The 23,449-nt window shown below is 59.3% G+C and carries 19 protein-coding genes and 1 tRNA gene; 3 read left to right on the top strand and 17 right to left on the bottom strand.

From position 1 onward, the window contains the following. Positions 1 to 25 precede the first annotated feature (25 nt). The 13 genes from pqqB to rpsU all read right to left on the bottom strand — a co-directional run bounded on the left by pqqB (position 26) and on the right by rpsU (position 16,440). Positions 26 to 937 carry a pyrroloquinoline quinone biosynthesis protein PqqB gene (pqqB, locus tag AC4IHP_RS12545; RefSeq protein WP_460121885.1) on the bottom strand — a complete coding sequence of 304 codons (912 nt, stop codon included), beginning with the start codon at positions 935 to 937 and terminating at the stop codon, positions 26 to 28. 81 nt (positions 938 to 1,018) lie between these two features. Continuing rightward, entirely contained in the window at positions 1,019 to 1,093 is a 75-nt protein-coding gene (gene pqqA, locus AC4IHP_RS12540) for a pyrroloquinoline quinone precursor peptide PqqA (protein WP_003444522.1), read from the bottom strand. Positions 1,094 to 1,249: 156 nt separating this feature from the next. Further along, positions 1,250 to 3,661, bottom strand: a complete 2,412-nt coding sequence (gene pqqF, locus AC4IHP_RS12535; protein WP_490831804.1) for a pyrroloquinoline quinone biosynthesis protein PqqF — start codon at positions 3,659 to 3,661, stop codon at positions 1,250 to 1,252. Between the two features lie 38 nt (positions 3,662 to 3,699). Beyond that, on the bottom strand, positions 3,700 to 4,494 hold the full coding sequence (locus AC4IHP_RS12530; protein ID WP_490831803.1) for a carbon-nitrogen hydrolase family protein: 795 nt from the start codon (positions 4,492 to 4,494) through the stop codon (positions 3,700 to 3,702). Between the two features lie 12 nt (positions 4,495 to 4,506). Next, a complete protein-coding gene (locus AC4IHP_RS12525) occupies positions 4,507 to 6,189 on the bottom strand; it encodes a flavin monoamine oxidase family protein (protein WP_460121879.1) in 1,683 nt (560 codons plus the stop codon). Positions 6,190 to 6,405: 216 nt separating this feature from the next. Next, positions 6,406 to 6,867 (bottom strand): Lrp/AsnC family transcriptional regulator, encoded by a 462-nt coding sequence (locus AC4IHP_RS12520; protein ID WP_016772879.1) that lies wholly within the window; start codon positions 6,865 to 6,867, stop codon positions 6,406 to 6,408. A gap of 306 nt (positions 6,868 to 7,173) precedes the next feature. Next, on the bottom strand, positions 7,174 to 7,398 hold the full coding sequence (locus AC4IHP_RS12515) for a hypothetical protein (protein WP_490831869.1): 225 nt from the start codon (positions 7,396 to 7,398) through the stop codon (positions 7,174 to 7,176). Next, the gene (locus AC4IHP_RS12510) at positions 7,355 to 7,615 is read right to left on the bottom strand and encodes a hypothetical protein (RefSeq protein ID WP_490831866.1); all 261 of its coding nucleotides are present in this window, start codon (positions 7,613 to 7,615) and stop codon (positions 7,355 to 7,357) included. Before AC4IHP_RS12510 ends, AC4IHP_RS12515 begins: the two co-directional genes overlap by 44 nt. Positions 7,616 to 7,894: 279 nt before the next feature. Beyond that, a tRNA-Ile gene (locus AC4IHP_RS12505) sits at positions 7,895 to 7,971 on the bottom strand. Between the two features lie 15 nt (positions 7,972 to 7,986). Then, entirely contained in the window at positions 7,987 to 11,733 is a 3,747-nt protein-coding gene (locus tag AC4IHP_RS12500) for a bifunctional diguanylate cyclase/phosphodiesterase (RefSeq protein WP_460121876.1), read from the bottom strand. Positions 11,734 to 11,858: 125 nt separating this feature from the next. Continuing rightward, complete coding sequence (gene rpoD, locus AC4IHP_RS12495; RefSeq protein WP_039757703.1) at positions 11,859 to 13,706, bottom strand: RNA polymerase sigma factor RpoD; 1,848 nt, start codon at positions 13,704 to 13,706, stop codon at positions 11,859 to 11,861. Positions 13,707 to 13,773: 67 nt separating this feature from the next. Beyond that, entirely contained in the window at positions 13,774 to 15,738 is a 1,965-nt protein-coding gene (dnaG, locus tag AC4IHP_RS12490; protein WP_076564352.1) for a DNA primase, read from the bottom strand. Positions 15,739 to 16,224: 486 nt separating this feature from the next. Further along, positions 16,225 to 16,440: a 30S ribosomal protein S21 gene (gene rpsU, locus AC4IHP_RS12485; RefSeq protein ID WP_002551877.1), complete on the bottom strand. Its 216-nt coding sequence runs from the start codon at positions 16,438 to 16,440 to the stop codon at positions 16,225 to 16,227. 199 nt (positions 16,441 to 16,639) lie between these two features. On the opposite strand from rpsU, the gene tsaD reads away from it, so the two are divergent. Beyond that, positions 16,640 to 17,665 carry a tRNA (adenosine(37)-N6)-threonylcarbamoyltransferase complex transferase subunit TsaD gene (gene tsaD, locus AC4IHP_RS12480; RefSeq protein ID WP_460121874.1) on the top strand — a complete coding sequence of 342 codons (1,026 nt, stop codon included), beginning with the start codon at positions 16,640 to 16,642 and terminating at the stop codon, positions 17,663 to 17,665. Between the two features lie 23 nt (positions 17,666 to 17,688). Here the strand turns inward: tsaD and plsY are convergent, their stop codons facing one another. Continuing rightward, entirely contained in the window at positions 17,689 to 18,258 is a 570-nt protein-coding gene (gene plsY, locus AC4IHP_RS12475) for a glycerol-3-phosphate 1-O-acyltransferase PlsY (protein WP_490831802.1), read from the bottom strand. Positions 18,259 to 18,332: 74 nt separating this feature from the next. Here plsY and folB point away from each other — a divergent pair, with 74 nt between their 5' ends. After that, positions 18,333 to 18,689, top strand: coding sequence for a dihydroneopterin aldolase (folB, locus tag AC4IHP_RS12470; protein WP_016772885.1), 357 nt, complete (start codon positions 18,333 to 18,335; stop codon positions 18,687 to 18,689). After that, entirely contained in the window at positions 18,680 to 19,195 is a 516-nt protein-coding gene (gene folK, locus AC4IHP_RS12465) for a 2-amino-4-hydroxy-6-hydroxymethyldihydropteridine diphosphokinase (RefSeq protein WP_460121870.1), read from the top strand. Before folB ends, folK begins: the two co-directional genes overlap by 10 nt. 90 nt (positions 19,196 to 19,285) lie before the next feature. On the opposite strand, the gene AC4IHP_RS12460 is transcribed toward folK, so the two are convergent. The 3 genes from AC4IHP_RS12460 to AC4IHP_RS12450 form a co-directional block, all read right to left on the bottom strand. After that, on the bottom strand, positions 19,286 to 20,509 hold the full coding sequence (locus tag AC4IHP_RS12460; protein ID WP_490831801.1) for a multifunctional CCA addition/repair protein: 1,224 nt from the start codon (positions 20,507 to 20,509) through the stop codon (positions 19,286 to 19,288). Positions 20,510 to 20,572: 63 nt separating this feature from the next. Continuing rightward, positions 20,573 to 22,135: a SpoVR family protein gene (locus tag AC4IHP_RS12455; protein ID WP_016772889.1), complete on the bottom strand. Its 1,563-nt coding sequence runs from the start codon at positions 22,133 to 22,135 to the stop codon at positions 20,573 to 20,575. Then, positions 22,132 to 23,403 (bottom strand): YeaH/YhbH family protein, encoded by a 1,272-nt coding sequence (locus tag AC4IHP_RS12450; RefSeq protein ID WP_039757709.1) that lies wholly within the window; start codon positions 23,401 to 23,403, stop codon positions 22,132 to 22,134. Before AC4IHP_RS12450 ends, AC4IHP_RS12455 begins: the two co-directional genes overlap by 4 nt. Between the last annotated feature and the right edge of the window lie 46 nt (positions 23,404 to 23,449).

Below are 23,449 nucleotides of genomic sequence, written 5' to 3'. Positions count from 1 at the left end.
TAGACCGCGCAGCGGTCTCGATTGCTTAAAGCACGATGCTCATGCCATCAAACGCCACTTCAACATTACGCCGCGCCAGCTCGGCACGCTCCGGCGAATCCTCGTCAAGGATCGGGTTGGTGTTGTTGATGTGGATAAGCACCTTGCGCTGCTCGGGCAACTGCTCCAGCACTTCGAGCATGCCGCCGGGGCCGTTCTGCGCCAGATGACCCATCTCGCGACCGGTGCGGGTGCCGACGCCACGGCGCTGCATTTCATCGTCATCCCACATTGTGCCGTCGACCAGCAGGCAATCGCTGCCGGACATGATTTCCAGCAGCGGCGCATCGACCTTGCCCAGCCCCGGCGCGTAGAACAGCTTGCCGCCGGTGTTGAGGTCTTCAACGATCAAGCCGATGTTGTCGCCCGGATGCGGATCGAAACGGTGCGGCGAATACGGCGGCGCGGCGCTGCGCAACGGTAACGGGGTGAAACGCAGGTTCGGGCAGGCCGCTACGGTGAAGCTCTGGTCGAGTTCGATGCGGTTCCATTCCAGCCCGCCGTTCCAGTGGGTGAGCATCTTGAACAGGGGGAAACCGGTGCTGAGGTCTTCGTGAACCATGTCCGTGCACCAGACCTGATGCGGGCAGCCTTCGCGCAGGCTGAGCAGGCCGGTGGTGTGGTCGATCTGGCTGTCCATCAGGATGATCGCGCTGATGCCGGTGTCGCGCAGGGCCCGGCCCGGTTGCATCGGGGCAAAGCTTTGCAGTTGCGCGCGGATGTCCGGCGAGGCATTGCACAACACCCAGTTCACGCCGTCATCGGAAATGGCGATGGACGATTGGGTGCGGGCCTTGGCATTCAGGCTGCCGTCGCGAAAGCCTGCGCAGTTGACGCAGTTGCAGTTCCACTGCGGAAAACCGCCACCGGCGGCCGAACCCAGAATCTGGACGAACATGAACGCTCCATCATTTCAACGCGGAAAATAAAACGCCTCGGCGAGCCGAGGCGTTGCACTGCGAATCTGCGTAAGCAGAACTCAGCGGCTGGCGAAGTACATGGTGACTTCGAAGCCGATGCGCAGGTCGGTGTAAGCAGGTTTGGTCCAGGCCATGAGATGTCTCCTTCTGAGGGTTGGGATAGCGCTATCCATAGTTATAGTCCACGGCAGCGCGGTGTTGTTCCAATTAGTTAGGCGGCTATGTTACTCAAAATTTCAACGGCGTGACCCGTGAATCTTTGAGAAAGCTCCTTGCAGCCTCGGTAATGATCAGTTTGTCGCTTGCCACGGCGCGCCGGGCATCGGTTCATTGGCCAGACAGTGGTAGCCGCCATCGGCATTGATCAGACGCTGCGCAGCGGCCAGCAAAGCCTGGTGATCCAGCTGCTGGATCGCTGTAACCAATTGCTCACGGTAATCCGACGAATGGCCGGCGAGTTTGCCCTGCCAGAACAATTCGGCAGCGTCTTTGGTGGACAGTGTCGCTTGATCGAATTGATCGGCGAGGTTCTGGCGTTGTTGCTCGAGGCCTGCGTCATCGAGCGTTTCGATCAGCGTGGGAATGCCGTTGCAGAACGCTTGGATGTGTTCCAGCAGGGTCGCCGCGGAGGCTGTCGGCGATTGCACGCCGAAGACGAGGGCGGTCGTGCCGTGCACCTGACGCAGCGCGCTGAACACGGCGTACCCCAATTGCAATTCGACGCGCAGGCGCTGGTAGAAAGGCGTCTGGCACAGCTGTGCAAGCAGGCGCCATGCGGCTTCATCAGCGATGTGTTTGCTGGCGGTCGGGCAGATGAGCAGCAGGGCGTGTTCGCTAGACGCCGTGTCGATCTGACTCCAGCGGTAATCGCCGTTGGTGCGCGGAGTCATCGGCAGCTGATTGTCCGGCGTGCCGGGAATGCGGCTCAGCGCCAGGCCCAGGGCTGATTGAATTTGTTGGCCAAGCCCGAGAGCGAGGCCGTCCCAGCGCGAAGTTGTCCACAGCTGATTGGCGTCATCGCTGGTTTCGATCGTGGGCAGGCATTTCTCCGGCAACGCTTCGAGTAGTTGGCGGATCGGCATTGACGGTATCTGCATGTCTTCGCGCGGCGAATCGGCGTCGATTATCGTCAGACATTTCAGCGCATGCTCGAGGACGCTGGGCATGGGCTCCTGTAAACCATTCATTTTCAGCAGCCATTGGTTGCCTGCGGCGCTGAAAGACAAGTCCACTCCGGCTTCGCACGCATCCTGTCGGGTCTGGCGCAGACTGCGCTGCAATCTGGAGCGCAGATCTGCGCTGGCCGCCGCCTCGACCTGCCAGCGCAGATAGATTGCGCCTTCATCGCTGTTGTCCGGCAGCGCCTGACTGAAATGCATCGGCGAACGTTCTCGGCGGCTGCGCGAGCGATCCTGGGCGAACGTGCGCAGGCCGCGGTGAGCGCTGGTCTGTCCGCGAATCAGCCCGGCGTTAGCCAGCGGTTCACTGGTGCGCAGGAAAGGGTTGGCGGCAGGCAGGTGCCAACGATCGCTGAAGTTATCCACAACACCGATTTCGCGAAGGATGTGCTCAAGTGTGGCAGCGCCGGATTCGGACAGGCTGGATGCCCGCTGCTCGATGTCGATTCGCGCCAATTGCAACGCGCCGCTGACTTGTTGCTGGCGCTGAAGTAGCGCGGCGTATTCCTCGCGCAACGGGGTCCAGTCCTGGCGGGTGAAAAAGCTCGCCCAGTCCAGCATTTGTTGGTGAATGGCGTTCAACTGCTTACCGTCGGCATGAAATTGCAGATGCAGCAGCGCTTGCCCGGCGAACTGATAGATCGGCGCGGCTTTCAGGCTGTCAGCCAGATTCTGTTGCTGCAGGTATGCGAGCAATCCACCGGGTTTGGCGCTATTCAACCAATGACAGAGGAAGGCCATCGCCTCTGCGGATGATTCGGGTAAGCCGTCGAAGGCGAACAACAGGTTCGCGTGAGCGCCGACCTGTTGATAACTTTTCACTGTCAGCGGAGGCGGTGCGGCCTCGGCAACTTTATCCCCAACCGGCAACACCGCTGCAAATTGCCGCGCCAGCTCCCGCAGTTCATCAATACTCTGCGGACCGACCAGACTGAGGGTCATTTGCCCGGTTCGATAAAACCGCTGATGGACGTCTCGCAGCGCCGTTTGAAACACTGGCGACGCAACCTGCAAGCTGTCCCGATTGCCCGCATGAAACCCGCGCAACGGATGCTCCGCTGGTAAACCTTCATACAAGGCAAACTGCTGCTGCGCTGTCGGATCCTGCGACCAGGCGATAAATTCCGCCTGCAAAACTTCCCGTTCACGCAGTTGATCGTCCAGATTCATACGCGGCCGGGCGAGCATGTCTGACAGACGCTCTACCCCGTCGCTGAACAACGGCACGGGCAACTCAAAGAAAAAGTCCGTGGTGCGCTCGCGGGTGCTGGCATTCACCTGCCCGCCGTGACGTTGCACGTAGGCCATCAGCGCTTCGTCTGTGGGAAAACGCTCGGTGCCGAGAAACAGCAAGTGCTCAAGAAAATGCGCCAGCCCGGGCCATGCCAATGGCACGTCATGGCTGCCGGCCGCCACGCGCAACGCGGCAGCGCTGCGTTTGAGACCGGGCACGTGGCGCAGGGTCACGCGCAGGCCGTTGGCCAGGGTTTCAGAGTGGGGGCGGGGATGAGTCGGCGCAGGCATGGGCACTTCCAGAACAGTGAAGTGCCCATGCTAGCGGATTAGCGACGGTTGAGCGCGCCGTAAAGCTCTGGGCGGCGATCGCTGAGATAGCGGTTGGCCTGGCGTGAATCGTTCATCAGTTGTCGATCAAGCTCACCGACGATCAACGCCTCGTCCAGACCTGCCAGGGCGATACGGCTGCCGTCCGGTGCGGCAACGCTGCTTTGCCCGCAGTACTGGATATCGCCTTCATGTCCGCAGTAATTGGCATAAGCCACGTAACACTGGTTTTCGAAGGCGCGGGCCCGCACGGTGACGTCGGCGACGAAGTCGAACGGAATCATGTTGGCCGTTGGCACCACAATCAGCTCTGCGCCGGCCAAGGCCAGGCGGCGCGCGTTTTCCGGAAACTCCAGGTCATAGCAGATCAGGAAACCGAGCTTCCAGCCGTTCAGTTCAACCACCGGCAACTCTGCGTCGCCCGGGCTGAACATCGACCGGTCGAGGTCGCCGAACAGATGCGACTTGCGGTAATTGCCCAGGCGTTCGCCGTGGCTGTCGATCAGTTGCACAGCGTTGTAGATCTGCCCGTCGGCGGTGCGCTCCGGGTAACCGTAAACAATCGCCAGACCCGCAGCCTTGGCAATCCGGCCGATCTGCTGCGCCCATTCACCGTTGTAAACCTCGGCCAGTGTGCTCACCGCTTCGGCGCCGATGTTGTAGCCGGTCATGAACATCTCCGGCAGCACCAGCAGATCAGCGCCCTTGGCCTCCATCGCCACCTGATGCAGGCGCTGCAGGTTGGCGGCGGGGTCCAGTGGCAGCGGTGGACATTGGTAAACGGCTACGCGCATCGGGGAATCCTCTTACTCGGGCAGGGCGATAGGGCCGATGTCTTTGAACACATCACCCGGGCCGGGGTTCTCTTTATGTGTCGAACCGCCGAAATGTTTCATGATGCCCCACACCGCGTTGAGCGAAGTCTGCACTGCACCTTCGACCCACGCCGGTGTCCACGACACGTCGTCGCCGGCGATGAAAATCCCGCGCTGTTCGGCCGGCATGTCGTCCTGCATGAAGTGCGCGTACATGCGCTGGTTGTAGCGATAATGGCCGGGCAGGGCGCCTTTGAAGGCACCGAGAAAGTACGGGTCGGCTTCCCACGACACGGTGATCGGGTCGCCGATGATCCGCGCGGCGATGTCGACTTTCGGGTAGATCTTCTTCAGCGCGTTCAAGGCGAGTTCAACGCGTTTTTCCACCGGATGCGGGAGCATTTTCAACGCGTCGCTCATCCACGAGTACGACAGGCAGATCACCCCAGGTTTGTCGTCGCCGTTGTCGAACAGATAGGTGCCACGGGTCAGGCGATCGGTGAGGGTCATGCTCATCACGTCGCGGCCGGTCTCCGGGTCCTTGTCTTTCCAGAATGGCCGGTCGACCATCACGAAGGTTTTCGACGACTGCATGTAGCGCGTGCGGTCGAGGGCCATCCACATCTTCTGCGAGAACAGGGTTTCATCGCATTCGATCTGAGTGGTCAGCAGCCAGCTCTGGCAGGTGGTCAGCACAGCGGCATATTCGCGGGTGTCACCGTTGTTGTCGGTAACGGCGAAACGGCCTTGCGGTGCGTGAGCGATTTTCTTCACACCGGAACGCGGCGCGCCACGGTGCAGGGATTTCAGGCTGGTGCCCGCCGGCCAGTGCACGCAGCGTTCCGGCACATGGCGCCAGATGCCCTGCGGCACCTGCTCGACGCCACCGACCACCAGGTGCTGATGATCGTCGCAGTTGGTCATCACGACGCGAAAGATTTCCAGCATCGAATTGGGGAAGTCCGAATCCCAGCCGCCGGTGCCGAAACCGACCTGGCCGAACACTTCGCGGTGCTGGAACGATAATTTGGCGAAGGCCTTCGAGGTGGCGACGAAGTCGTAAAAGGTCCGGTCGTCCCACAGCGGCACCAACTTGTTCCACAGCTCTTTCAGGCGCGGCACATCGCGATCGCGAATGGCTTGTTGGATATCGGAAAACTGCGAGCCTGCTTCCAGCGCATCCGCCCAGGCGTCAGCCACTTCCTGAAACAATGCAGGAAGATCCTTCAGACTCTCCGCGTAATAGGTCTCGCCTTCCAGGTCGATCACGGTGCTGCCAGACGCGCCGGTCAGCGGGTTGGGGAAAGGCTTGGTTTGCAGGCCGAGCTTGTCGACGTAGTGATAGAACGCGGTGGAGGACACTGGAAAGCGCATGCCGCCAAGCTCGGCGACGATGGCGTCGGTGCCGTTGAAGGCCTGCGAGCGCAGACGACCACCGAGTTTCGACGCCTCGTACACCACCGGCTTCAGACCGAGTTTCATCAGTTCATATGCAGCCACCAGACCGGCAATGCCCGCGCCGACAATCGCCACTTCAGCACCATGATGCTGCTCGGGAATGCTGCCCAGACCGGCGGGATGCTCGATCCAGTCGTCAAACGCGAACGGAAAGTCCGGACCGAAAATGGTGATGGGTTTCTTGCCGTCTGCAGGGTGACGATTGTTGTTGTTCATGGCTGACCTTGTTGGCGACCCGACGCAGGATTCGCGTCTGAGTATAGGAAAAGATGCCAGCCATTCTAGGGAGCGTGGAGCGCGTTAATAAGACGCAATGTGTCGTCGTTTTGCCTGAAGTTTGTGCAGACTGACGATTGCAGGCTGCATACCGACCAAAATGTGGGAGCGAGCCTGCTCGCGAAGAGGCCCGAGCCTCGATGCCTTGGCCAACGCTCAGACCGGCTGCCCGCGATCAATCTTGCTACTCAAAATGATCGAAGTCGTGGTTTTCTCCACCCCATCGACGCTGCCAATCTGATCCAGCAACTGATCGAGCTGCTCCGGCGAGTCGGTGCGCAACCAGGCCACGTAGTCAAACTCGCCACTCACTGCACACAGCTGCTGCACCTGCGCCATCGCACTCAGGCGCCGCAGCACGTCCTTGCCGGAACGCGGCTGCACCTTGATCCCGACGTAGGCCTGCAAGCCACCATCGACCACACGCTGACCCAATCGCACGCCATAACCGGTGATCACCTTGGCTTTTTCCAGCCGGGCCAGGCGCGACGTCACCGTAGTGCGAGCGATGCCTAGCTGACGGGCGAGCATGGCCACGCTTTCGCGGGCGTTGATCTGCAGCGCGGCGATTAGCTGGCGGTCGATTTCGTCGAGGATGGGTTGGCGGGTGTCTGGCAAGGGAGGCTCCGATGGCGTGGGCGATGAGATTGCCGATGGTACAGGGTCAAGCGCATTGGGGCATATTTGGAACCCATCGCTCGATGGGAGGGATAACGGCTGTGACGGTTGCTCTTGTCAGGTTCAAGGGCTATGATCGGCACGTCAGCACAGACCGGAACTTTGTAAGCAAAGGGTGTTGATTTCGGTGGCGCAAGCCACTCCTAGCCAGTGAGCGGGATAAGCGGGAAACCGTAAAAGGATAGGCCGATATTTCAGATTTACAGAAAGCCCCGTTGCGCATGCATCGGGGCTTTTTGCTTTCTCTCACACGGATTTCCCCGCGCTGCGCATTTCCAGAATGTAGCGGACGTTATGTGGTTTTCCTTTCGGCAGCTTCGAGCGTCCCCATTCAGCGACCTCGTAGGCGGAAATGATCCGGAGTTTGAGAAAGTTTGTTGTATTTTGCGGCTTGCTGATCGAAAAAAAGACCGCATAGTCATGCAAATCAAGGCAGTAATAGCGCTGACTGTTTTCGACGTAGAAGGGCACAGCCAGGCCTTTGAAAAACCGTTTTTGCAGGTAGTCCGTGATCTGGCTGCTGTAGTAGTGGCGGTCCGCACAAAAAATACCGAGCTTCTCCTCTGTGTCTTAATGGCTGGCCGTGCCCTTTGTCATCGGTAAAACAGTGGAACCCGAATTCAAACCTGACGACAAGCTGCTGCTCCGCCACTTCAAATGTCTGTTCAAAAGGCTGTAGATGCGCCATGCAATATCTGCGTCCGCCAATAATCAGGTCTTTCCATTCCATTGTTACTGTCGCCGGACGTATTGATTTGTAGGGATTTCCAAGCCCGGTCGCTGATAAGCAGCGACGTCTCGAGAGTATCCCTGCGAAGACATCATCAACAGATGTCTAACCGCTCAAAACCGCAGCTTAGGATCTTTCCTACAGCTCTGGTTAGGTCTTCCGAACATTGCGCCCGCCGAGACGAAACCCAACCACTCGCCCACAAAAAAGCCGCGCATCAAGCGCGGCTTTTCAATTTGGTGGGCCCACACGGACTTGAACCGTGGACCAAAGGATTATGAGTCCTCTGCTCTAACCAACTGAGCTATAGGCCCTCAGTAGGCCGCGGATTATAGCGACGGTTTCGCGGCTGTGCTATCCGAAAAATCCGATACGGTTACATGCAGAAACGTCGCGGCGAATTCGTCCGGTGGCAGCGGCAGGCTGACGATGTAGCCCTGGATCTGTTCACAACCTTCTGCGGCGAGAAATTGTTGTTGTGCCTGGGTTTCCACGCCTTCGGCGATCACGGTGAATTGCATGCTGCGGCCGAGCGCGATGATGGCGCGCACAATGGCCGCGTCGTGGGGATCGTCAGGCAGTCCGCGGACAAAGGATTGGTCGATCTTGAGGATGTCCAGCGGCAGGCGTTTGAGGTAGCTGAGCGAGGAGTAGCCGGTGCCGAAGTCATCGATCGCCAGTTGCACGCCGAGGTGTTTGAGTTGATGCAGCACCGCCAGCGCCTCTTCGGCCTGACTCATGATGAAATTCTCGGTAATTTCCAGTTGCAGTAAATCCGGCCTGAGCCGATTGTCCTTGAGCAGTTGTTCGATGCGCACCAACAGGTTCGGCTGGCGCAGTTGCGCGCCGGCGAGGTTCACCGAAAGCGGCCCGAGCGGTTGGTAGATTCGGCTCCATTCGAACATCTGCCGGCAAGCGGTCTCCAGTACCCAATCACCGATCTGCAGGATCATGCCGTTTTCTTCTGCCAGCGGAATGAAATGCTCGGGCGGCACGTCACCGAAGGTCGGGTGGCGCCAGCGAATCAGCGCTTCTGCACCGACCAGGCTGTGGTCCACCAGGCTGATTTTCGGTTGGTAATAGAGAAACAGCTCATCGCGCTCGATGGCGCGGCGCAGTTCGTGTTCCAGCGCTATGCGTTCGCTGGCCTGGGCGGTGAGGTCGCGGGTATAACTTTCGACGCGGTTGCGCCCCTTGGCCTTGGAGCGGTACATCGCCGCGTCGGCGTTTTTCACCAGCGTGGCAACGTCGCAACCGTCGCGCGGATAGAGGCTGGTGCCGATGCTGGCGCTGATAAAGAACTCGTGTTCGCCGGCCTGGAACGGCGCTCCGAAGCAGTTGAGCAGTTTCGTCGCGATGTTGTCGGCGTCGCTGGCTTGCTGCAAGCCCGGCAGCAGGATGATGAACTCGTCGCCGCCCAACCGTGCGACCGTGTCGATATCGCGCAATTGTTCTTTCAAGCGTACGGCAATGCCCTTGAGCAACAGGTCGCCGACCGGATGACCGAGGCTGTCGTTGATGTGTTTGAAACGGTCAAGGTCGAGAAACAGCACGGCACCCTGGCCGCCATTTTCCTGCTGACTGGTCAAAGCCATTTGCAGGCGGCTTTCGAACAAGGTGCGGTTGGGCAGGCCGGTCAGCGGGTCGTGGTGAGCCTGGTAATCGAGTTTGGCCTGAGCGTGCTTGAGGCTGGAAATATCGGCAAACACCGCAACGAAGTGGGTGATGAATTTGTCGCGATTGCGCACGGCGCTGATGGTCAGCCAGCTCGGGTACAACTCGCCATTCTTGCGCCGGTTGGAAATCTCGCCTTGCCAGTGTCCCTCGTCGGTCAATTGGTGCCACATCGCCGCGTAGAAAGCGCTGTCATGCAGCCCTGACGCCAGCAAGCGTGGCGTGTGGCCCAGCGCTTCACTTTCGCTGTAACCGGTGATTTCGGTGAAAGCGCGATTGACGGCGCTGATGTGTTGTTGAGTATCGGTGATCAACACGCCTTCTGCGGTGCTCTCGAAAACCGTCGCCGCCTGCTGCAGTTTTTCCTGCATGAGATGGCGCTCGGTGATGTCGCGGGCGATGGTCAACATGCAGTCTTCGTCGCCGATCGGCAGTGGACGGCTGGAGACTTCACACAGGCGAATCTGCCCGTCGCTGCGACGGATGTGGCAGGTGAAGTCACGGACAAAACCGTCGCGTTGCAGCAGGTCGATCATCTGTTTGCGTTCGTTGAGATTGACCCAGATGCCCAGATCCAGCGTCGAACGATCCACTGACATGGCGCTGTTGAAACCGGTGATGCGGCTGAAACCTTCGTTGACCTCCAGCAGCAGGCCGTCGCTCTGGCGTGACAGCAGCAAGCCGTCCGGCGAGGCATGGAAGGCCTTGGCAAACTTTTCCTCCGATGTTTGCAGTTGCTGTTGGGTTTCCTTGAGCTGGCTGATATCGCGCACCACAACCACCAGCGCCGGGGTGGTATCGAGGTCGAAGGGCTCGGCGGAAATCAGCCCGGTGAACAATTGGCCGTTGTTGCGGCGAAAGGGCATTTCCAGGTTGCGGATGCTACCGGCCTGCAAGCGCTGCAACAGGCCTGGTCCGACTCCGGGAATGCCCCAGATATTGAGGTTGGTGGCGGTCTGGCCGATCACCTCCTCGGCCCTGAGCCCGATCTGCTCCTCGAAGGCCTCGTTGACCTCCAGCAGGCAGCCGTCGGACAGGCGCGCAATCACCAGAATGTCCGGGCATTGCTCGAACACCGAAGCGAACTTCTGTTCGGACAGGCGCAATGCCTCTTCAGTGCGCTTGATCTCGCTGATATCGATCATCAGCCCTCGCATCACTGGCTCGTGACCGTGCTCTATCAGGCTAACGATATCGCGCACCCACAGGCAGCGACCGTCGGCGGTAATCACGCGGTAGTCGACGATGTGATCGCGGCCCTGGCGCAGCGCTTCCTTACAGTAGCTCTGCGTGCGGGTCAGGTCGGCGGGGTGAATGATGTTGTGCCAGAAGCCCGGAATCAGCCAATGAGACTGTGGATAACCGAGCAAGTCTTCAGCGTGCGGCGAGACATAGCTGTAGGTGAAGTCGCTCATCCGCGCTTCCCAGGCAATCGCCGACAAACTTTCCACCAGGCCGCGGTAGTGATATTCGCTGCTGCGCAGTTCCTGCTCGAGGTCGATGCGCCGGGTGATTTCCGAACTCAGACGGCGGTTGATGCGAATCACCACGGCAAGGACTGTTATCAGCAGCAACAGGCCGGGCAGGCCGTACATCAGCAGATCCGACCAGAACGTGCGGTGGTCGAGCACGTTGCCGACCCAGTGTTCCTGAATGCTGCTGATTTCCGCCGGCGTCATGTCGGCAAGAACTTTGTCGAGTATCCCCACCAGCACCTTGTTGTCGCGGGGCACGGCCATCGCCAGCTGATACCGATACGGCGTCTCGCCGCTGACGTAGAGGCCGTCAAGCTTGAGCTGGCGCAGGCTCCAGACGCTGGAAGCCAGATCGCCGACTACCGCGTCCACTTCATCAGTCGCCAGGGCTTGCAGCGCTGAACTGACGTTGGGCATGGCCACCAGATTCAGATCGGGATGGTGAGTACGCAGTAATTCGTGGGGGGCGTAGTTTTCCACCACGGCGATCTTCAGCCCATACAGATCGTCGAGTTTGCGCGGCTGGGCGCCGCCGACATGGGCGAGGATGACGATCGGGAAGTCGAGGTACGGCCGGGTGAATGACAGATAATTCTGGCGCTCCGGCGTGGACATGATTCCCGGCAGCAAATCGATCTTGCCTTTTTTGACCTGCTCCAGCACCACCGTCCAGCTTGCCGGTTCGATGGGCGTCAGCTTGATCGCCAAACGTTGGCGAATCACGTCGATATAGTCAGCGGCCAGACCCTGATAGCGGTTCTGATCGTCACGAAATTCGAAAGGCGGCCACGACGCGTCGACACCCAGGCGCAAGTCAGGGTGAGCCGCCAGCCAGCTGCGTTCTTCATCGGTGAGAGTCAGCGCGTCAGCCGTGGCGGTGCAGATCATCAATGACAGCAGAAAAAGCACGGGCGCCAGTCTGGGCATAACGCTCTCGTCAGGGCTTGGAGTGATTGTTTCGAGTGTAGACGGGGTACGCGGCGGGGAGGGCGGAGCGGGGAATTTAATCTGCCATAAAACAAAACCCCCGGCCTGGGCCGGGGGTTCTGGTATCACTCGTCGAGGAAGGAGCGCAGATGCTCGCTTCGCGTCGGGTGGCGCAGCTTGCGCAGCGCCTTGGCTTCGATCTGACGGATCCGCTCACGCGTTACGTCAAACTGCTTGCCCACTTCTTCGAGCGTATGGTCGGTGTTCATGTCGATACCGAAACGCATGCGCAGCACCTTGGCTTCACGGGCAGTGAGGCCGGACAGTACTTCGCGAGTCGCTTCCTTCAGACTTTCCACCGTGGCGACATCGATTGGCGACTGCATGGTCGAGTCTTCGATGAAGTCGCCCAGATGGGAGTCTTCGTCATCACCGATCGGGGTTTCCATGGAGATCGGCTCTTTGGCGATCTTCAGTACCTTGCGGATCTTGTCCTCAGGCATTTCCATGCGTTCGCCCAGCTCTTCCGGGGTCGGTTCGCGACCCATTTCCTGCAACATCTGCCGGGAAATACGGTTGAGCTTGTTGATCGTCTCGATCATGTGCACCGGAATACGGATGGTGCGCGCCTGGTCGGCGATCGAGCGAGTGATTGCCTGACGGATCCACCAGGTGGCATAAGTCGAGAACTTGTAACCACGACGGTATTCGAACTTGTCCACCGCCTTCATCAGACCGATGTTGCCTTCCTGGATCAGATCGAGGAATTGCAGACCGCGATTGGTGTACTTCTTGGCGATCGAGATCACCAGACGCAGGTTGGCTTCAACCATCTCTTTCTTCGCGCGGCGGGCCTTGGCCTCACCGATCGACATGCGACGGTTGATGTCCTTGATTTCCGCGATGGTCAGACCGGTCTCGGTTTCCAGCGCAATCAGCTTCTGCTGGCAACGGATGATGTCCGGCTGCACGCGACCGATGGCCTCGGCATACTTGCTCTTGCCTTTGGCCAGAGCGTCGGACCAGCTTTCGTCGACTTCATTGCCCGGGAACTGACGCAGGAAATCGGCGCGCGGCATACGTGCATCACGCACGCACAGCTGCATGATCGCGCGCTCTTGCTGACGCAGACGATCCAGGGCACTGCGCACACGCTCGACCAAGGCTTCGAATTGCTTCGGCACCAGTTTGATCGGCATGAACAGCTCGGCCAGGGCCAGCAACTCGGCAACCGCAGCCTTGTTGTGACGACCGTGCTTTTTCAGGGCCTTGCGGGTGATCTCCATCTGGTCCGCCACGGCGCCGAAGCGCTGTGCAGCGATGACCGGGTCCGGACCGCTTTCGGCTTCTTCTTCGTCATCGGAAGATTCGGCTTCATCGTCGTCGGTATCGTCGTCAGCCTTGACGGCCTTCGGATCGACCGGCGGCGGCACTTCTGCCGCAGGCGGCGCGATGCCGTCATCCGGGTCGATATAACCGCTCAGGACGTCGGACAGGCGACCACCTTCGGTGGTGACGCGGGTGTACTCGGAGAGAATGTGGTCAACCGTGCCAGGGAAGTGCGCGATTGCGCTCATCACTTCACGAATGCCTTCTTCGATCCGCTTGGCGATTTCGATTTCGCCTTCACGGGTCAGAAGCTCGACCGTGCCCATTTCACGCATGTACATGCGCACCGGGTCAGTGGTGCGACCGATATCGGTCTCCACCGCCGCCAACGCAGCGGCTGCTTCTTCCGCAGCGGCCTCGTCGGTATCGGCGTCGGCCAACATAAGGGCGTCCGCATCCGGAGCACTCTCGTGTACGGGGATCCCCATGTCGTTAATCATGCGGATGATGTCTTCCACCTGCTCCGGATCTGAAATATCCTCGGGCAGGTGGTCGTTGACCTCGGCGTAAGTCAGATACTTCTGCTCACGACCCAGTTTGATCAACTCAATAATACGAGACTGCTGTTGCGCTTTTCCGGACATAACACCCTATCCACTGAAGGTCTTGGCGGGCAAAAAACAAGCCGAGGATTATACCTGAGCTATGACCTCACGCGCCAGTTGAGGTCGGGTTTGATGCGGAAACATTGCGACTTAAAAGGTCGCGCAGTTGATTTTTCTCTTCGACGCTCAGTTCGCTTTGCCGCGCTTTCCTGAGTAACTGTTCGAGATTTCGCTCGCGTTGGCGGGCGGACAAGCTAGTAATGGTGTCGAAAAACTGTTGTTCAAGGTTATCTCCGTCAATCAGCCATTCCTTTTCTGCCAGTGCCTTGAGCAAGCGACCCTGTTCAGTGCCGTGCCATCGCGCGATCAACTGAAATGAGTTTAGCTTGGGATTCTTCTGTACGGCTTCGAGCAGCGCCACAAGCAACTGGGCGTTGGTCTGATTTTCATCGGCAATATGTCCGGCGTCTTCGACGCGCTTGGCCAGTTGCGGATGATGGAGCAATGTTCTCAATGCCGTCAGGGTCGGCGATTCAACGCCAATCGGCGTGCGCGGGCGCTGCTGTTCGCGATCGCCACCACGCTTGCCGTTCTTGTCCCACGGTTTCTTGTCCCACTTCTTGCCGCCGGCGCCGGGTTTCTTCGGCGTCCATTCCTGCTGCGGCGCGTACATGTCCTGTGCCTGCGGCTGATGGTAGTCGCTGTAGTCCGGCATGGCGTCGTAATCGAAGCCCGGATCGTAGGCGGGCGGTGCTTCCTGCGGTGCACTCTGAACCAGTTGGCTGACGGTCTCGCTGCTCAGGCCGGTAATCTCGGTCAGGCGCTGACGCATGAGAATGCGCAGGTTCGCGCCCGGCACCTTGTCGATCAGCGGTGCGGCGAGGGTGGCCATGTGTGCCTTGCCCTCGAGCGAGCGCGGGTCGGCCTCTTCGGTCAGTTGCTGAAAAAAATAATCGGCCAGCGGCTGCGCGTGCTGATTGATGCGCGCCTTGAATGCGTCAGTGCCTTCGGCGCGAACCAGGGTGTCCGGGTCTTCGCCTTCGGGCAGGAACAGGAATCGCGCGCGACGACCGTCCTGTAGGCATGGCAGGGTCGCTTCCAGTGCGCGCCACGCGGCGTTGCGGCCTGCCTGGTCGCCGTCGAAGCAGAACAATACGTTCGGGACGACGCGGAACAGACGCTTCAAGTGTTCTTCACTGGTCGCGGTACCCAGCGTGGCGACGGCATTGCGCAGGCCTTGCTGGGCGAGGGCGATGACGTCCATGTAGCCTTCGACGACGATGATCTCGTCGAGGTTGCGATTGTTCTTGCGTGCTTCATAGAGGCCGTAGAGTTCCTGGCCTTTATGGAATACCGGGGTTTCCGGTGAGTTCAGGTACTTGGGCTTGTCGTCACCCAGTACGCGGCCGCCGAAGGCGATGATCCGCCCACGGGTGTCGCGGATCGGGAACATCACGCGATCACGGAAGCGATCATAGCGCTTGCCGGTTTCGGCGTTCTCGATCAGCAGGCCAGCTTCGATCATGGCTTTCTGTTGCAGCGTGTCGCTGCTCAGATGCTTGAGCAGGTTGTCCCAGCCCGGCGGTGCAAAGCCGAGGCCGAAATCCCGAGCGATCTCGCCGGTCAGGCCGCGACCCTTGAGGTAATCCACCGCAGCCTTGCGCGACGGATGACTCTTGAGTGCCTGCCGGTAGAAGTCGGCGGCGGCAGTGAGCAGCGGATACAGCGGCGAATCGGTCGGCTGACGCGGCTTGCGCTCACGGCCGCTTTCTTCGCGGGGGATTTCCATGCCGGCGGCTTTGGCCAGATCTTCGACGGCCTGGGGGAAGTCCAGGTTGTCGTGATCCATGAGAAAGCCGAGGGCGTTGCCGCCGGCGCCGCAGCCGAAACAGTAATAGAACTGTTTGTCGGGGCTGACGCTGAACGACGGGGTTTTCTCTTTGTGGAACGGGCAGCAGGCGGTGTAGTTCTTGCCGGCCTTCTTCAATTGCACGCGCGAGCTGACCACGTCGACGATGTCGGTGCGGTTCAGCAGGTCGTCAATGAAGCTCTGGGGAATCAGCCCGGCCATGGCATTCTCGTCGTCTGCGCTGCAATAAATCTGTTGCGACAGGCTGTCGGACGCGGGCCATTGCTGGAAACGCACAAAAAGTGCGGCTCGACCGGTGTCGTCTGCGTGATCGCTGTCGGGAAGTGTATCTGCCGAAAATCCACTGACGTTAGTACCTATCAGTCTTCGACTATGTGAAAGTGTTGCGCTGAATCCGCTGACGGCCGGTTGTCGGCCTCGGATAGCTCAATAAAGCGGGCACGCATGCAGGTGCCTTGGGCTGATCGTCGTAAGAGGAATCAGTGGGTGTGCTCGTCAGTAGCCTTGAAAGGCTCGTCAGAAAAGACGTGCACCGCTGGCAAAAGAGCCAGGCCTGACGCGGTGAAGCAGATTTGTCTCGGTCGCATCGGCGGCGTCGACGGTGAAGCATCAAGCGTTTTACGCAAATGCCATTAGCCCGGCTGAGGGCCGGGCTTAGGCAAGAAGCTTGCTACGAACGTCTGTGTATTAGTACAGACGAACGGCGCGGCGCTGTTCGCGCTGAACTTTCTTGGCGTGACGCTTAACAGCGGCTGCTGCCTTGCGCTTACGCTCAGAAGTTGGCTTCTCGTAAAATTCGCGGCTACGAACTTCAGCCAGTACACCGGCTTTTTCGCAGGAGCGCTTGAAACGACGCAGAGCTACGTCGAAGGGTTCGTTCTCTTTTACTTTGACGGCTGGCATCCAGAGCTACCTTCATTCATTACCGGGGTCAACATCCTCGCGGCAAAAGAGCACTTGAAGACGTCGGTTTTTAAGGGTTGCGGATGTTAACCCCTCATCGCTCGGAATGCAAAGCCTCTGATCGAAAACCGCTGGTCGGGGCATCACGTGGCGACTATTATGCGCGCCTTCGAATTCAGCCTAAACAAGGCGCAAACCCATGCTAGTACTGGGATTAGAAACCTCCTGCGACGAAACCGGCGTCGCATTGTATGACAGTGAACGCGGCCTGCTGGCCGACGCGCTGTTCAGTCAGATCGACCTGCACCGCGTCTATGGCGGTGTGGTGCCGGAGCTGGCTTCGCGTGACCACGTCAAACGCATGCTGCCCTTGATCCGTCAGGTCTTGGCCGAGGCCGACTGCGTGCCGACCGAGATCGATGCAATCGCCTATACCGCAGGTCCTGGCCTGGTCGGCGCGTTGCTGGTCGGTGCTTCCTGCGCGCAGGCGCTGGCGTTTGCCTGGGGCATTCCGGCTCTCGGTGTGCACCACATGGAAGGCCACTTGCTGGCGCCGATGCTGGAGCCGAAACCACCGGAATTCCCGTTCGTCGCTTTGTTGGTTTCCGGTGGTCATACCCAGTTGGTTCAGGTCGACGGCATCGGCCAATACAGCCTGCTCGGCGAGACGCTCGACGATGCGGCCGGTGAAGCCTTCGATAAAACCGCGAAAATGATGGGCCTCAATTACCCCGGCGGGCCGGAAATCGCCAAGCTGGCCGAGAAAGGCGTCGCAGGTCGTTTCACCTTTCCGCGTCCAATGTGCGATCGCCCGGGTCTGGATTTCAGCTTCAGCGGCCTGAAAACCTTCGCCCTCAATACCTGGCAGCAATGCGTCAGCGCCGGGGACGACGGCGAGCAAGTCCGTTGCGACATCGCGCTGGCGTTCCAGCAGGCTGTGGTGGAGACTTTGACCATCAAGTGCAAGCGCGCCCTGAAACAAGCGGGCATGAAGCGGCTGGTGATTGCCGGCGGCGTCAGCGCCAACAAGGCGTTGCGGGTTTCGCTGGAAAAGATGCTCGGTGATATGAAGGGCGATGTGTTCTATGCGCGCCCGGAGTTCTGCACCGACAATGGCGCGATGATCGCGTTTGCCGGTTGCCAACGCCTGAAGGCCGGTCAGCAGGAAAGTCTGGCAATCACCGTGCAAGCACGCTGGCCAATGGAGCAGTTGTCGGCGTTGTGATGAGCGACGCTCATGGACGGCAGTCAGAAATGCCGTTCGCGCCCGGCAAACAGGTCGCGTAGATTGCCGCGATGGCGCCAGACAATCAGCAAGGTCAGTGCGCTCATTGGCAGCAAGGCTTCCGGCTCTTGCCAGGCCAGCAACGGCAGTGTCAGTGGCGTGGCAATCAGCGCCGCCAGCGAGCTGGTGCGGGTCAGGTAGAACGTCAGCAGCCAGGCACATACGGCCAGCAGCGCGGCGGGTGGATACAGGCCGAGCAGCATGCCGGCGGCAGTGGCAACGCCTTTGCCGCCACGAAAGCGGAAGTACAGCGGGAACAGGTGACCGATCACGGCGCATACGCCGATCCAGGCCTGATCCTGCAGCGAAAGGCCCGCACTGAAGGCGATCAGCACCGGCAGCAGGCCTTTGCATAGATCACCGAGCAGGGTCAGGATCGCCAGTTTGCGACCGGCCAGGCGCAGCATGTTGGTGGCGCCGGCATTACCCGAGCCACTCATTCGCGGATCCGGATTTCCGGTGAGGCGGCTGAGCAAAATGGCGAAGGACAGCGAGCCGAGCAGGTAGGCGAGAATCGCCAGTAACCAAAACATGCTAACTATTCCGGGCGAGGACGCCCTGATTCTAACGGCGCATCGCGCCCTTGTCGTGCAGCGGAGAGAAGTGCTTGGACAGAGTGTTTATCGAGGGCCTGGAAGTCGACACCGTGATCGGTGCCTATGACTGGGAGCGCGGCATTCGTCAGTGCCTGCGTCTTGATCTGAGCTTTGCTTGGGACAATCGTCCGGCCGCCGCCGGTGACGATCTGACCCTGGCGCTCGATTACGCCAGTGTTTCCACGCGCATTCAGGCCTTTGCCGAGCAGGCGCAGTTCCAGCTGGTCGAGACCTTTGCCGAGCGTCTGGTTGAGGTGCTCATGGCCGAATTCAAGATCACCTGGGTGCGGCTGAAACTGACCAAGCCGGGCGCGGTGCCGGCGGCCAAGGGTGGTGTGGGTGTGGAGATCGAGCGCGGATGTCGCTGACTCAGGTCTATCTCGGGCTCGGTAGCAATATCGAGCGCGAAACCCATTTGCGCGCCGGTCTCGATGCGCTGGCCAAGTTTCTGGTGGATATCCATTGTTCGGCAGTGTTCGAGAGCCAGCCGGTGGGGATCAAGAGCGGGCCGTTCTTCAATTTCGTGGTCTCGGCCTACACCGACTTGCCATTGATGGAGCTGGATAGGCGCTTGAAATTCATCGAGGCGGATAACGGGCGTTATGCCCCTGATCGCAAGGGCTTGCCGCTGGATATCGACGTGCTGCTGTATGGCGATCTGGTGGGTAATTTCGATGGGTTGATTTTGCCGCGTGCGGAAATTCTGAAAAATGCCTTTGTGCTATGGCCGCTGTCGTTGATTGCGCCGGATCGGGTGCACCCGGGGGTGGGCCAAAGCTTTGCGACGTTGTGGGCTGAGGCGCAAATTGATCAGGTGTTGGCGCCGGTTGCATTCGAATGGAATGGGCAGCAATTGACTCCGTCGAATCTTTAAAGCAAAAGATCGCAGCCTTCGGCAGCTCCTACAGAGGAATTTGCGCTTCCCTGTAGGAGCTGCCGAAGGCTGCGATCTTTTGATCTTGCTTCAGGCGTTGTCTTTGTAAATCTTCAATGCTTTCAACCGTTCGCGCTTCAGCGCTTCGCCCAGTTCCGGCCCCTTGAATCCCTGCTCCAGCAATGGCTGCACCGCCACCGCTCGCGCAGCCTTCGCGGCTCCGCGCAAATAATCCGCCTGTGGGTAACTGCGCTGCTCCAGGCCTTTGCGGCCACGGGCGTCCATCTCGCACGAAGCGATAAATTCCTCGAAGCGCTGTGGCCGGCGATAAATATCGAAACTCTGCAGTAACTCCAGCAATGTCGAGGCTTTCAGCTCCAGCGCCCGGTGCCCATGGGTGTGATACTGCCCCACCAGTAATGCCAATTCCTGACAATCCTTCGACACCTTGAAACGTTCGTTGACCGCTTTGATCAGCTTGAGACCTGTGTGCTCATGGGCGATATGCCGAGGCCATTCTTCTTCTGGCGTCAGGCCTTTGCCCAAATCATGCAGCAGGCAGGCCCAGCGTACCGTCAGCGGTTGTTTGTGCAGAGCTGACTGCTCCAGCACGCTCAAGGTGTGCAGGCCCGTGTCGATTTCCGGATGATGGGTCTCCGGCTGCGGTACGCCGAACAAGGCGTCGACTTCTGGCATTAGCTCTTTGAGTGCGCCACAGTCGCGCAATACCTGGATGAACACCTGCGGGTGGTCTTCCATCAGTGCCCGGGAAATTTCCTTCCAGCTGCGTTCGGCAGTCAACGCCTGCAGTTCGCCGGACTCGCTGAGCTGACGCATCAGGTCCATGGTTTCGTCGGCGACCGTGAAGCCCAGTCCCGCATAACGCGCAGCAAAACGGGCAACGCGCAGCACTCGCAGCGGATCTTCGGCGAACGCCGGGGAAACATGGCGAAGGATTCTTGCTTCGAGGTCGCGTTGACCATGATACGGATCGGTCAGGTTGAGCTGATCGTCCTCGGCCATGGCATTGATCGTCAGGTCGCGGCGAATCAGGTCTTCTTCAAGCGTGACTTCCGGACTCGCGTAGAACGTGAAACCGCCGTAACCGCGACCGCTCTTGCGCTCGGTGCGGGCGAGGGCATATTCCTCGCCGGTTTTCGGGTGCAGAAACACCGGAAAATCCGCGCCGACCGGGCGAAACCCCTGGGCAAGCATTTCTTCAGTGGTAGCGCCCACCACGACCCGGTCGATGTCTGTGACCGGCAACCCTAACAGGCGATCACGTACCGCGCCGCCAACCTTGTAAACCTGCATAAAAAACCTCCGTCAGTCCGACAGGATAACCCTTGCGTCAGACTTTCGGAGGCCAGAACCGGATCAAAGATGAATCACGGCCAGATCGAGCCGGCCGTAATCGCCCTCGCTGTGTTCACTGCGTGGCGGCACGTGATGGGTTTTCATGATTTGGTCGCCCTGCAGGGTTTCCAGATGGATGTCGAAGCCCCACAGCCTATGCAAGTGCTTGAGCACTTCCTCGGTGGAGTCGCCCAACGGTTTGCGGTCGTGCTGCTGATGACGCAGCGTCAGCGAGCGGTCACCGCGCCGGTCGATGCTGTAGATCTGCACGTTGGGTTCACGATTGCCGAGGTTGTACTGCGCAGCCAGGGTTTCGCGGATGACTCGGTAGCCGCCCTCGTCATGAATGGCGGGCACCAGCAGGTCGTCCTTCTGGTCGTCATCGAGGATGCTGAACAGCTTGAGATCGCGGATTACCTTCGGCGAAAGGTACTGCAGAATGAAGCTCTCGTCCTTGAAACTGCTCATGGCAAACTTGATGGTCGACAGCCAGTCGGAGCCAGCGATGTCCGGGAACCAGCGCCGGTCCTCTTCGGTAGGCTCTTCACACATGCGCCGAATGTCGCGGTACATGGCGAAACCCAGCGCATAGGGGTTGATGCCGCTGTAGTACGGGCTGTCAAAGCCAGGCTGAAACACCACGCTGGTGTGCGAGGTGAGGAACTCCATCATGAAGCCGTCGGTGACCAGGCCTTCGTCATACAGGTCATTCATCAATGTGTAATGCCAGAACGTGGCCCAGCCTTCATTCATCACCTGGGTCTGGCGCTGCGGATAGAAATACTGGGCGATTTTGCGCACGATGCGCACGATCTCTCGCTGCCAGGGTTCCAGCAGCGGCGCATGCTTCTCAATGAAATAGAGTATGTTTTCCTGCGGTTCGGCCGGGAAGCGGGCGTTGTCCTTGTCGCTGTATTTGTCCGCTCCCTTGGGGATGGTGCGCCACAGGTCGTTGATCTGCTTCTGCATGTGCTCTTCACGATCCTTCTGGCGCCGGCGCTCTTCTTCAGCGGAAATCGGATACGGACGCTTGTAGCGATCGACGCCGTAGTTCATCAAGGCATGGCAGGAGTCGAGCAGGTCTTCCACGGCATCGATGCCGTGGCGTTCCTCGCACTGCATGATGTACTGCTTGGCGAACACCAGGTAATCGATGATCGAACTGGCATCCGTCCAGGTGCGGAACAGATAGTTGCCCTTGAAGAAGCTGTTGTGGCCATAGCAGGCATGAGCCACCACCAGCGCCTGCATGCAGATGGTGTTCTCTTCCATCAGATAGGCGATGCACGGATCCGAGTTGATCACGATCTCGTAGGCCAGGCCCATCTGTCCGCGGCTGTAGGATTTCTCGGTGCTGAGGAAGTGTTTGCCGTAGGACCAGTGGTGATAGCCCAGCGGCATGCCCACTGAGGCATAGGCGTCCATCATCTGCTCGGCGGTGATCACTTCGATCTGGTTAGGGTAGGTGTCCAGCGCATAGCGGGCCGCAATCCGGGCGATTTCGCGGTCATAGGTCTGGATCAGCTCGAATGTCCATTCGGAGCCGGTGGAAATCGGTTGGCGTTTCTGCTCTTTGGCGGTCATGTCACTAACCTGCGCTGGAAGAGTTCACGGAAGACCGGATAGATATCCCCGGCCGAGACCAGTTGTTGCTGGGCAAACGTGTCAGAGAAGGCTTCGGCGATGCGTTCGTACTCGTACCACAGGGCCTGATGTTCGCGCGGGGTGATCTCCACGTAAGTGTAGTACTGCACAAAGGGCATGATCTGATTGATCAGGATGTCGCGGCAGATCGGCGAGTCATCGTTCCAGTTGTCGCCGTCGGATGCCTGTGCCGCGTAAATATTCCACTCGTTGCTCGGATAACGCTCGGCCATGATTTCCTGCATCAGCTTCAAGGCGCTGGAAACGATGGTGCCGCCGGTTTCTCTTGAATAGAAAAACTCCTCCTCATCCACCTCTCGGGCGCTGGTGTGGTGACGGATAAACACCACGTCGATCTTGTCGTAGTTACGCTTGAGGAACAGGTACAGCAAGATAAAAAAGCGCTTGGCGATGTCCTTGGTCGCCTGCGTCATCGAACCTGAAACGTCCATCAGACAGAACATCACCGCTTTCGAGCTGGGATTGGGTTGCTTGACCAGCAGGTTGTATTTCAAGTCGAACGTATCGAGGAACGGCACGCGATGGATACGCGCGCTGAGTTTCTCTATTTCAGCTTCGAGTTCCTGAATATCGCCGAAGTTGTCCGGTTCTTCGCGTTTGAGCCGCGCCAGTTCCTCCTTGGCCTCGCGCAGTTTCGCGCGGCTGCTGCCGGACAGGGCAATACGCCGCGCGTGCGCTGAGCGCAGGGTGCGGATGATATTGATGCGTGAGGGGTTACCTTCGTTGCTGATACCGGCGCGTACGGTTTTGAAAGTGTCGGTGCCGGTCAGGTTGCGTTTGACCAGATTCGGCAGTTCCAGGTCTTCGAACATGAATTCGAGAAACTCTTCCTGGGTGATCTGGAAGACGAACTCGTCCATGCCTTCACCGGAATTGCCAGCCTTGCCCGGACCGCGTCCGCCACCGCCTCCCGGTGGGCGGGCGATATGTTCACCAGCCGTGAACTCCTTGTTGCCTGGATGCACGACGGTCTGTTTGCCGCCGCGTCCATGATGAAGCACCGGCTCGTCGATATCACGACCGGGAATGCTGATCTGTTCCCCGTGCTCCATATCGGTAATGGAGCGCCGGCTGACTGCCTCTTCGACAGCCTTTTTGATGTGGTCACGGTAACGTCGCAGAAAACGCTGACGGTTCACCGTGCTCTTGTTCTTGCCATTGAGGCGTCGGTCGATCACATAGCTCATAAGGCCCCTCCGGGGAGCTTCAAGTTTTGAGCTGCAAGCTGCAAGT

The sequence above is a fragment of the Pseudomonas sp. UF-293 genome (assembly GCF_058245595.1).
This window is presented reverse-complemented; position numbering and strand designations above follow the sequence as displayed.

What these genes read in the sequence shown, in the direction of transcription:
- tsaD (WP_460121874.1), top strand. Translation starts at nt 16,640, where the DNA reads ATGCTAGTACTGGGATTAGAAACCTCCTGCGACGAAACCGGCGTCGCA.
- pqqB (WP_460121885.1), bottom strand. Translation starts at nt 937, where the DNA reads ATGTTCGTCCAGATTCTGGGTTCGGCCGCCGGTGGCGGTTTTCCGCAG.
- AC4IHP_RS12460 (WP_490831801.1), bottom strand. Translation starts at nt 20,509, where the DNA reads ATGCAGGTTTACAAGGTTGGCGGCGCGGTACGTGATCGCCTGTTAGGG.
- folK (WP_460121870.1), top strand. Translation starts at nt 18,680, where the DNA reads ATGTCGCTGACTCAGGTCTATCTCGGGCTCGGTAGCAATATCGAGCGC.
- AC4IHP_RS12525 (WP_460121879.1), bottom strand. Translation starts at nt 6,189, where the DNA reads ATGAACAACAACAATCGTCACCCTGCAGACGGCAAGAAACCCATCACC.
- AC4IHP_RS12455 (WP_016772889.1), bottom strand. Translation starts at nt 22,135, where the DNA reads ATGACCGCCAAAGAGCAGAAACGCCAACCGATTTCCACCGGCTCCGAA.
- AC4IHP_RS12530 (WP_490831803.1), bottom strand. Translation starts at nt 4,494, where the DNA reads ATGCGCGTAGCCGTTTACCAATGTCCACCGCTGCCACTGGACCCCGCC.
- rpoD (WP_039757703.1), bottom strand. Translation starts at nt 13,706, where the DNA reads ATGTCCGGAAAAGCGCAACAGCAGTCTCGTATTATTGAGTTGATCAAA.
- pqqF (WP_490831804.1), bottom strand. Translation starts at nt 3,661, where the DNA reads ATGCCTGCGCCGACTCATCCCCGCCCCCACTCTGAAACCCTGGCCAAC.
- AC4IHP_RS12510 (WP_490831866.1), bottom strand. Translation starts at nt 7,615, where the DNA reads ATGGCGCATCTACAGCCTTTTGAACAGACATTTGAAGTGGCGGAGCAG.
- plsY (WP_490831802.1), bottom strand. Translation starts at nt 18,258, where the DNA reads ATGTTTTGGTTACTGGCGATTCTCGCCTACCTGCTCGGCTCGCTGTCC.
- AC4IHP_RS12500 (WP_460121876.1), bottom strand. Translation starts at nt 11,733, where the DNA reads ATGCCCAGACTGGCGCCCGTGCTTTTTCTGCTGTCATTGATGATCTGC.
- AC4IHP_RS12450 (WP_039757709.1), bottom strand. Translation starts at nt 23,403, where the DNA reads ATGAGCTATGTGATCGACCGACGCCTCAATGGCAAGAACAAGAGCACG.
- dnaG (WP_076564352.1), bottom strand. Translation starts at nt 15,738, where the DNA reads ATGGCCGGGCTGATTCCCCAGAGCTTCATTGACGACCTGCTGAACCGC.
- rpsU (WP_002551877.1), bottom strand. Translation starts at nt 16,440, where the DNA reads ATGCCAGCCGTCAAAGTAAAAGAGAACGAACCCTTCGACGTAGCTCTG.